This window comes from Azospirillum griseum (genome assembly GCF_003966125.1).
GTDB classification, from domain to species: domain Bacteria; phylum Pseudomonadota; class Alphaproteobacteria; order Azospirillales; family Azospirillaceae; genus Azospirillum; species Azospirillum griseum.
This window is the reverse complement of record NZ_RXMA01000060.1, coordinates 1-9,194: the sequence shown is the minus strand read 5'-3', so window position 1 is coordinate 9,194 and position 9,194 is coordinate 1. Positions and strand designations below refer to the sequence as shown.

Sequence of the window (9,194 nt, the reverse complement as noted above, 5' to 3'; positions counted from 1 at the left end):
GAACAACGCTATCATGACGCCGTGAGCAATCAGCAAATGGCGGCGTGACTCACGAACTTTTGCCGCCGACAATCCCGGCGCGGTTCACACGCCCAGGACGCCGTTCCCGTCATCCCTCCGAGGAGAACATCCCCTCAGGTGCCGTGTGACTACGCCCTCTATTGCGAACGCAATCTCGTCGAGCGCTTCTTTCTCAAGATCAAGCACTTCAGGCGGATCGCCACACGCTACGACCAGACCCCAAGAGCGTTCATGTCCATTCTCAGCCTCGTTGGCGCATTCATCTGGACCAAATGAATGTCAACGCCATCTAGCTTGCCACCGATCCCAGAAGGTGGAAGGGCCGTCCACCACATCACCTCACGCCGTCCTGGGGGTGGGGCATGCCCCACCCCCAGGACGATCAGCGAATTTCCACCACGTCCGTGGACGCTATCAGGAAATGCTAGTAGATATTCCGAGGCGTCACCTGCATTTCGCTCGTGACAAGCACTGCTGGACCACGCGATCTCCACAACCATGCTCTGTCATCGACCGAAAAGCGACCGACAGGACGGGCCGGTGAAATCTGTGTACAGAGGCCGGTCGCGCCGACACTCCAAGGTGGCACATGATCGGTTGGAGTATTCATAATGAAAGTTGTCATCCTCGCCGGAGGACTTGGGACGCGGTTAGCGGAGGAGACCACCGTCAGACCAAAGCCAATGGTGGAGATCGGCGGCATGCCAATACTATGGCATATTATGAAGATATATTCGCGACATGGATTAGACAATTTCATTGTCTGCTTGGGGCACAAAGGATATGTAATCAAAGAATTCTTTCATAATTATTTCCTGCATAACTCTGACGTCACATTTGATTTTATCAATCACACAAGTACCTTCCACCAAAGCCGTACCGAGCCTTGGCGGGTCACACTGGTTGACACGGGCATGGACAGCCAGACCGGCGGTCGCCTGAAACGGGTGGCTCCGTATCTGAACCCAGCAGAAGATTTCTGCATGACTTATGGCGATGGAGTTGCTGATATCGATATCACCTCGCTGATCGCCTTCCACCGACAGGCGGGACTGGCAGCCACCATGACCGTGGTGCGGCCGCCGGCGCGCTTCGGTGCCACGGCGATCTCTGGCAACGTGGTGACGGACTTCGTAGAAAAACCGGACGGGGAGGGAGGTTACATAAATGGCGGCTTCTTCGTTCTGGCTCCCTCAGTCCTGGACCTTATCGAAGGCGACGCCACCATCTGGGAAGCGGGCCCGCTGACGCGGCTGGCCGGAATGCGCCAACTGGCCGCGTATCGCCATGACGGTTTCTGGATGCCCATGGACACGGTACGCGACCGCAACACCTTGGAGCAGCTCTATACCGGCAACAGGGCCCCATGGCGCTCCTGGTAGAGCCATGCGGCGGTTTTCCGCAGGTGATCTTCTCGGTTGCCGTGCTACATCACCGTGTCCAGCAACGGAAAGGCTGCGTCGCGCTCGGTGATGGCCGAGATCGGAAGCGGCCAGTCTATCGCCAGGGCAGGGTCGTTCCACCGTATCCCTGTAGCGGCATCCGGAACATAGGCACTGCCCATCAGGTAGAGCAGATCGGTTCCGTCGCACAGCGTCTGGAAACCGTGGGCGAAGCCGGCGGGAACGAATATGGCGCGGCCGTTGGCGGCGCTCAACTCGACGCCGTACCATCGCCCCCGGGTTGGACTTCCAGATCGCAGATCGACGATCACGTCATAAGCGGCACCGGCGATGCAGCGCACGACCTTCGTTTCCTCATGGGGATGCCGTTGGAAGTGCAGACCGCGCAGGGTTCCACTCCTGTGATTGTGCGACAGGTTATGCTGAGGGAAATGAACCGGCAGACCGTGATTTGCGAACTCTGTGGTGCAGAAGGTGCGTGCGAAAAATCCCCGGATGTCCTCCTGCCGGTCCAGCTCCAGAAGCACCGCTCCGGACAGCGGTGTCGGCCTGAAGATCATCAAAAGACCTCCAACTGCGGCAGAGCCACGACGAAGCGCCCCCCCCAGTCCCGGATGGCGGTCATGCTGCCGGCGATCTCGTCCCGGAGATTCCAGGGCAGGATCAGGACGAAATTCGGCCGTGTTTCAAAAATCCGTGAAGGTGGCTCCACGGGCAGTCGGCTGCCGGGCAGCAATCGCCCCTGCTTCAGGGGATTGCGATCAACCGCATACGCAATGAGTTCCGGACCGATCTGGCAACTGTTGAGCATGGTGTTGCCCTTGGCGGCCGCTCCGTAGGCCACGACCGACATGCGGCGCGACCGGGCATCGTGCAGAAACGCCAGCAACCCTTTGCGAATCCCCTCGGCCCGCAGGCTGAAGTCATCGTATGTAGACGCTTCTCCGAGCCGCGCCAATGCCTCGGCCGCTCGAACTTCCGTCACGCCTGCTTCCTGCGGGTATGCGGCGGATCGTCTACATACGAACAGGCGAAGCGACCCGCCATGGGTCGGAATCTGTTCGACATCAAACACCCTCAGCCCATGCTGTTCCAGCAGCGGTTCGATCGCCATGAGCGACAGGTAGGAATAATGCTCGTGATAGATCGTGTCGAATTGGCCCTGCTGCATCAGTGTCAGCAGGTGGGGAAACTCAATCGTCCACAGCCCCTCCGGTTCCAGAATCTCCGGCACTCCTGCCACGAAATCGTTGATATCGGGCACATGGGCCAGGACATTGTTGCTCACCAGCAGATCGGCCCGGTATCCCGCCACCCGGAGCGACCGCGCCGTCGCTTGTCCGAAAAAAACCCGTTCGGTCGGGATGCCGCGCGCAAGAGCGCGGTCCGCCGCCGTACGGGCAGGTTCAATTCCCAGGACCGGAATGCCGCGCGCGACGAAATGCTGTAGCAGATACCCATCGTTGCTGGCGATTTCAATAACCTGGCTTCCGGCACCAAGACCAAAGCGCATGCTTATCGCATCGACATACCTGCGGGCGTGCTCCACCCAGCTGTCCGCATAGGACGACAGATAGGCATAGTCGTCGAAGATCTCCTCCGGCGGCACCGTCACGTCGAGCTGGACCAGGAAACAGGCGTCGCAAATCTTCGCGTGGAGTGGATACGAACGCTCCGGCTGGTCTTGCGCCTCCGGATCGATAAAGGCGTTCGCCAATGGCATGCATCCCAGATCAAGGAAGCTCCGGGTTAATGCTGCCCCACAGGATCGGCATCGGGTATCGGTTGACATGGAAATCGCGCTGTTGGAATGACCGGGCGGCTGTCATGCATCGCCCGGCGATATGCCGACGATGCATTCCGACTGTAGACCATATAGGTATTGAGGCTATGTTGCAAAATTAGTCGGCGAGTGGTGTCGAGAGCTATGCAGGAAACTGGGTGACGCCGCCTGACCGCGCCGTCACCCAGTTTCCTGCATAGCTCGCTCTTTCATACGGTCAGCACTGGCCAGTTTCCCGGCAGATCCACCACCTGCGGTTCTTGCATCGCTCCCAATTCCACCACCATTGCGCCCCAAGACCAACCCACACCGAAGCCAGCCATCAGTGTCTTCACGGGTCCAGCTGTCAACTGCGATCCCATGCTGTGGCAGATGGCCAACGGGACGGAAGCGGAACTGGTGTTGCCGAAGCCCTGCATGTCGATGATGAATTTCTCTGTCGGTATCTTCATGCGTTTGCGCAGGTGCTCCAACATAAAGGCGTTGGCCTGATGCAGGACAAAGCGGTCGATGCCCTCGACGTCGGTGTTGGCGTGCTCCATGGCCTCACGCAGCAGTGGCGGCACGGCGCGCAGGGTGAAGGAGAACACCTCCGCCCCGTTCAGCGTCAGACGGGAGTCGCGCTCCAATTGGGCAGCAGCTTCCTTTTCGAGGGTCTGTCCGGCGGTTCCAACCGGCGGGATCAGGCAATGTCGTTTGCCGCCAGCCTTGACGAAGATGTGCGGTGCGCCCGCACCGTCGGTGCCGATCACCACCGGGATTGGTGGGGCGTTCGTGTCGACCTCCAACGCGGTGGCGGAGCCGGCGTCGCCGAACAAGGGCAGGGTGGCGCGGTCCTCCGGGTGCAGGTGGCGGGTGGCGTTGTCGCCGCACAGCACCAGCGCGCGTTTGGCGGTTGATCCGCCCAGCAGTCGCGACGCGATCCACAGCCCGTAGATATAGCCGGAACAGCCCAGCGGCACGTCAAACGCCGCCGCGCTGGTCGGCAACCCCAACCGGTGCTGCATGATGCAAGCGGTCGCGGGCAGCACATAATCAGCATCCTGCGAAACGAAGACCAGAACCTCGACGCTGGCCGGATCCCAGTCGAGTTGCTGCATCAGCCCTTCCGCCGCTGCGACGCACAGGTCGGACGCGCAATAGGGGCGTGGCAGGACGCGGCGTTCGCGAACGCCGATGGTGGCGGCCAACTTCTGCACCTCTTCGGTCGTGAAGATGCCGGGGTCTTCGACAAAGGAATGACGCTGCGCCGGAACCACCGTGCGCAGACCGGCGACCCGTACACCTTCAACGATTGCTTTCATGATTTCATGCCCTTATACACTGCGTCTTTGGCGTGCGCCTGGGAAAGACAGTCTATCTCAAGCCGGGGAACCGGGCTGAAAAATTCCTGAATTGACGGTTGGCATTGAGGCTGATCCCATTCTGACCAAGACGATAGCGCGCCGGTCGGGGGAGCAGCGCTTCGCGCACGCCTGATCAAAAGGTCGCATTGAGGATCGTCCTGCCCGACGGAGCAACTGTGCTATGGTTTCCGCCACTTAACGACGCTGGATTGCACGCCGCCATGACCGCTTCCTACAACCCCATGGACCTGTCTGGTCGTCTCATGCTGGTGACGGGGGCATCCGCCGGGATTGGGCGGGCGACGGCGGTGATGCTGTCGCGGCTGGGCGCGCGGGTGATCCTGAACGGCCGTGACGCTGAGCGGTTGGCCGAAACCGCCGCCCAGTTGGTTGGGGATGGGCACGCCGTTGCCCCCTTTGATCTGTCGGATCTGGAGGCGGTTCCCGGCTGGGTGAAAACCCTCGCGACCGACCATGGGTTGATCGACGGCATTGCCCATTGCGCCGGTATTCAGACGCTGCGGCCGATCCGCATCTTCTCCACCGAGTTCTTCGATTCGGTGATGCGGGCCAATCTGGGCAGCGCGTTGGCGCTTGCCCGTGGGTTGCGGCAGAAGGGCTGCCACGCGGAGCGGGCGGCGATGGCGTTGATCTCCTCCACCGCCGCCACGGCGGCCTCGCCCGGCAACGTCGTCTACGCCGCCAGCAAGGGCGGCATCATCGCCGCCACCAAGGGGCTGGCGGTGGAACTGCTGAGCGACGGCATCCGCGTCAACTGCGTGGTCCCGTCCATCGTCGAGACCGAACTGATCGAACGCGGCAAGCAAAAGCTCACCGCCGATCAGTATGAGCATCTGCGCAGGCTGCAACCGCTGGGTTTCGGCCATCCCGACGACATTGCCCACATGCTCGCCTATCTGCTCGCCGACACCAGCCGCTGGATGACCGGGTCCATCGTCACGGTGGACGGCGGTCGCACCGCCTGAGACCCGTCATGACCAACGACTCTCCCGATCAGCGCTGGTTCCATCTCTGCACCACCGACGATCTTGCCCTTCCCAACGCCTTTGTCACCACACGGGTCGGAGCGGTGCCGCTGGTGGCGCAGAACATCAAGGGGCGGGTGGTCGCGTTCCGCAACGTGTGCACCCACCGGTTTGCCGTGATCCATGGCGAACCGGCGGGCTGTGGCCCGTTGCGCTGCCCCTATCATGGCTGGAGCTTTGACGCCGACGGCGTTCCTGTGGGGCTGCCCTTCAACCCGACCGACTTCCAATTGGAGGCCGAAGGACGCCGACGGCTGGCCCTGCACCCGGCCTCGCTGGCGCGCTGCGGGCGACTGGTCTTCGTCCGGGTGGCCATGGACGGCCCGTCGCTGGAGGAGGATTTGGGGCACGACCTCTTCGCCCGGCTGGCGGCCCTGTCCGACGCCTTCCCCCGTCCGGGCACCCCGGTGGAGCCGACCGAAGCGTGGGAGCGCATCGAGGCGGCCAACCTGCGTGCTCATCTGGCCCCCGCTGCGTCGTCAACCCCTCCTGCGCTGGTTCTGCACAGCATGGCACCACCCGGTGCCGACCCGCGTTTTTCCCGCACCATCACCCTCTACCCCGCCACCACCGACGCGGAGCGGCCGGCATGAGCAGCGCCTTGCACCCCAGCGTCATCCCTGGAGAGGGAACCTTCCTTCCGCACGGCCATTTCTGGACCGACGCCGCCTTCGCCCTGGAGCGGGAGCGGGTTTTTGGCCGCTGCTGGCTGTACATGGGCGTGTTCGATGACACAAACGTCCTGAACGCCGAGATGGCCGGATTGCGTTTCGAACTGCGCCGTCGGGGTGAGACGATGGACGGTGTCTGCCGCGACGGGGAGCGCACGCGCGCCCTGTGGATCGACCGTTGCGGTGTCCTGGTCTTCGCCCGCGTGGCACCGGAAGAGGGCGGCGAAACCGGCCCGACCCTGGCCGAGCATCTGGCCCCTTATGGCGACCGGCTGGCGATGATGTCGGCGAACTGCCTGAACCCGCAGCCCCCGGTCGGCATCCCGTTCCAAGCCAATTGGAAGGCGTTGGTCGAGAACACGATGGACGATTTCCACGGCTCCACCGTTCATCCCGACACCATCCACCCGGCGGTTCATCCCGACTGGCAGAGCACCCTCGTCACCGAACGTCATGGTGCCAACAGCGATTCCCGCTGGCTGCTCGCCGACGGCACCGCCGGATGGTGGGCGAAGCTGGACGGCAAGCTGCGCCTGCGCCGTTTCGCCGACGAGGCGTTCTACCGCCACACCTTCATCTTTCCGAATTTTTATCTGGCGACCTTCTACGGAGCCACGGTGATCCCGCATCGGGTCGATCCGCTCGCCCCTGACGCGTCGGTCCTGCGGTGGCAGTTGTTCCTGCCCACCACCCGGCTGGAGACGGCGCGGGAACGGGCCTTTCACCGCTCCACCGCCGCGTATCTGATCGAATCCGCCGGAACCGTGATCGCCGAGGATCGCCCGGTTTGCGAGGCGGTGCAGCAGGGGCGGCCCGGCATCGCCGATTTGCCCGGTTTCACCGGTGTTTATGGTCGACGTGAGCGCCGCATCCTTGATTTTCATCAGGTGATGCTGCGCCAACTGGCCGAGACGACGCGATGAGCGGACAGCCCGCAGGTGGCGCGCTGACCTTCATCGAGCCGACGGAGGATCACGCCCAAATTCTGCTCGACTGGCGCACCCGGCCCGACATCGCCGACCAGATGCTGAGCCGCGTGCCCTATGATGTGGAACGGCAAAAGGAATGGTTGCGGCGCAGCCAGGAGCGCGACGGCTATGTCCACCGCATCCTCTGCGTTGATGGCGTGCCGACCGGCCATGTTTCGATCACCGTGATCGAACCGGCCTGGGGGATCGCCACCATCGGCGTGCTGATGGGCGAGCGGGCCGGGCGGATCGGAGCGGCTCCGCTGAACTTCGCCTACATGCTCAACCATGTTTTTTTCACCATGGGGCTGCGCAAGGTGGTGAACCACATCCTGGGTACCAACAGCCCCCGCCTGCTGAAAGGTCAGCCGATGATCGGCTACCGCCCGGTCGGCGTGCTGAAGCGTCAGGTGGTGCGAGAGGGGAGGGAGATCGATCTCCACATCTTCGAAATGCTGGCCGAGGACTGGCTGGTGGTGCGCGACCGTTTCCGCGTCTACCAGGACATGGACGGGCGGGAATGGCGGTGAGGTGCCGACATCAGCCGATCATGCCCCGCCACACCGCGTGAAACTGCTGGATGCGTTCCTCGTTCAGGCCGAGCAGGGCGGGGCGGTCGGTCTGACGGCAGCCTTGGAAGGCGAGTTCGGAGGCTTCCTGATCCTCGCGCAGCAGGGCGATGTTCAGGTCGCGGGCGCCCTCTTCGATCACGCGGCGGGCGGCGGAGCCACCTTTCCCAGCGTCACCGTCCGGGTCGGCCAGGAAGAGCCGGAGATTCAGCGTGCAACGGTCGGGACCGAGCGGATCGTAGGTCTGGACGCTCATCACCGCACCACGGGTGAAGCCAATCTCAAGATTCGGAAAAATGTGGAGATGGTCGTACTCGCGCAGGATCGGGCTGGGGTGGAAGCCCAGCCGTTGCGACACGCCGTCCCACCAGCGCCCGCTGCTGTCCGACATCGAGGTCACGCCACGGGAATGGGAACCGTCATAGTCGCAACGCCAATCCCCCTTCACCAGCTTGCGGAAGGTTGTGGGGTGGGTGAGGTCGGCGTGATAGACCTCCAGCACGCTTTCCACCCCCATCTTCCAGTTGGCGGCCCAGTCCATCGATTGTTCATCGATGGGGCGGACGAAGATCTCGGAGGCATGGCGCAGCGCATCACCATAAACGCCCAACCAGTCGTCGAGATCCGGCCCCTCCGTCGCCACCCGCAGGAAGACGAAGCGGCCACACACCGCCACCGCCACCGGGGTCAGGGCGCGGTCGCAGCGGCCCTTGCGGTCCAGGCCGAAATTCGCCTCGTTGCCGGGGATGCCGTACGGCACGCCGTCGCGGTCGAAGGTCCAGCCGTGATAGCCGCAGCGCAACAGGCCGTTTCCGCGTTTCGTCCGGTGGATCCGGGCAAAGCGGTGGGTGCAGACATTGCGGAACCCCCGCAACTCCCCATCGAAATTCTGCACCAGCACATCCAGACCGCCGACACGCAGGGTCAGATGGTCGTTGGGGCGGGCGAGGTCGTCGGTGAAACCGGCGAAGACCCAGACACGCCGAAAGATCCGCTCCTCCTCCGCCCGGGCAACCTCCGGGTCGTGGTAGGCGGCGGGGAAAATGCCGGGGACGGCTTTCGCGGGCGTGAAGGGCGGGGGTGTCATGGTCCGGTCAGCCTATCCTGTCGCCCGCCGCCCGGTCCAGGGGACACCCCGTCGCAGTCAGGGCCATTCAAAGAAAGCCGTTCTTGACGGTTGCAATGGTGGCACAGCGATCTTCTGAGGTGATGTGGTGGACGGCCCTTCCCCCTTCTGGGATCGGTGGCAAGATAGAGGACGTTGACATTCATCTGGACCAAATGAATGTCAACGCCATCTAAGGAGCCGATTCAAAATAGATGAATCGGCTTGGCTTGTGGTGCGGTCGGGGATTTTCAGCGGGAGTCGCTGCGGGTAGACTCGACG

Annotated in this window: 9 protein-coding genes; 5 read left to right on the top strand and 4 right to left on the bottom strand. The window is 62.9% G+C overall.

Annotated features, from left to right (window positions below; all coding sequences use genetic code 11):
* Nucleotides 1-632 precede the first annotated feature (632 nt).
* Complete coding sequence (rfbF, locus tag EJ903_RS25710; RefSeq protein WP_126620727.1) at nt 633-1,403, top strand: glucose-1-phosphate cytidylyltransferase; 771 nt, start codon at nt 633-635, stop codon at nt 1,401-1,403.
* Nucleotides 1,404-1,447: 44 nt separating this feature from the next.
* Here the strand turns inward: rfbF and rfbC are convergent, their stop codons facing one another.
* The 3 genes from rfbC to EJ903_RS25695 form a co-directional block, all read right to left on the bottom strand.
* Nucleotides 1,448-1,984, bottom strand: a complete 537-nt coding sequence (gene rfbC, locus EJ903_RS25705; protein ID WP_126620726.1) for a dTDP-4-dehydrorhamnose 3,5-epimerase — start codon at nt 1,982-1,984, stop codon at nt 1,448-1,450.
* Nucleotides 1,984-3,216 (bottom strand): class I SAM-dependent methyltransferase, encoded by a 1,233-nt coding sequence (locus EJ903_RS25700; RefSeq protein ID WP_126620725.1) that lies wholly within the window; start codon nt 3,214-3,216, stop codon nt 1,984-1,986. The genes rfbC and EJ903_RS25700 overlap by 1 nt, the downstream gene beginning before the upstream one ends.
* Nucleotides 3,217-3,416: 200 nt before the next feature.
* Nucleotides 3,417-4,511, bottom strand: coding sequence for a 3-oxoacyl-ACP synthase III family protein (locus tag EJ903_RS25695; protein WP_126620724.1), 1,095 nt, complete (start codon nt 4,509-4,511; stop codon nt 3,417-3,419).
* Nucleotides 4,512-4,774: 263 nt separating this feature from the next.
* On the opposite strand from EJ903_RS25695, the gene EJ903_RS25690 reads away from it, so the two are divergent.
* Genes EJ903_RS25690 through EJ903_RS25675 form a run of 4 tightly spaced genes read left to right on the top strand, consistent with a single transcriptional unit; the run spans nt 4,775 to nt 7,768 of the window.
* A complete protein-coding gene (locus EJ903_RS25690) occupies nt 4,775-5,539 on the top strand; it encodes an SDR family NAD(P)-dependent oxidoreductase (RefSeq protein WP_126620723.1) in 765 nt (254 codons plus the stop codon).
* An 8-nt stretch (nt 5,540-5,547) separates the two neighbouring features.
* A complete protein-coding gene (locus EJ903_RS25685; RefSeq protein ID WP_126620722.1) occupies nt 5,548-6,192 on the top strand; it encodes a Rieske 2Fe-2S domain-containing protein in 645 nt (214 codons plus the stop codon).
* Nucleotides 6,189-7,193: an RHO alpha subunit C-terminal catalytic domain-containing protein gene (locus EJ903_RS25680; protein WP_126620721.1), complete on the top strand. Its 1,005-nt coding sequence runs from the start codon at nt 6,189-6,191 to the stop codon at nt 7,191-7,193. Before EJ903_RS25685 ends, EJ903_RS25680 begins: the two co-directional genes overlap by 4 nt.
* The gene (locus tag EJ903_RS25675) at nt 7,190-7,768 is read left to right on the top strand and encodes a GNAT family N-acetyltransferase (RefSeq protein ID WP_126620720.1); all 579 of its coding nucleotides are present in this window, start codon (nt 7,190-7,192) and stop codon (nt 7,766-7,768) included. The genes EJ903_RS25680 and EJ903_RS25675 overlap by 4 nt, the downstream gene beginning before the upstream one ends.
* 10 nt (nt 7,769-7,778) lie before the next feature.
* Here the strand turns inward: EJ903_RS25675 and EJ903_RS25670 are convergent, their stop codons facing one another.
* Entirely contained in the window at nt 7,779-8,894 is a 1,116-nt protein-coding gene (locus tag EJ903_RS25670; RefSeq protein ID WP_126620719.1) for an aromatic ring-hydroxylating oxygenase subunit alpha, read from the bottom strand.
* Between the last annotated feature and the right edge of the window lie 300 nt (nt 8,895-9,194).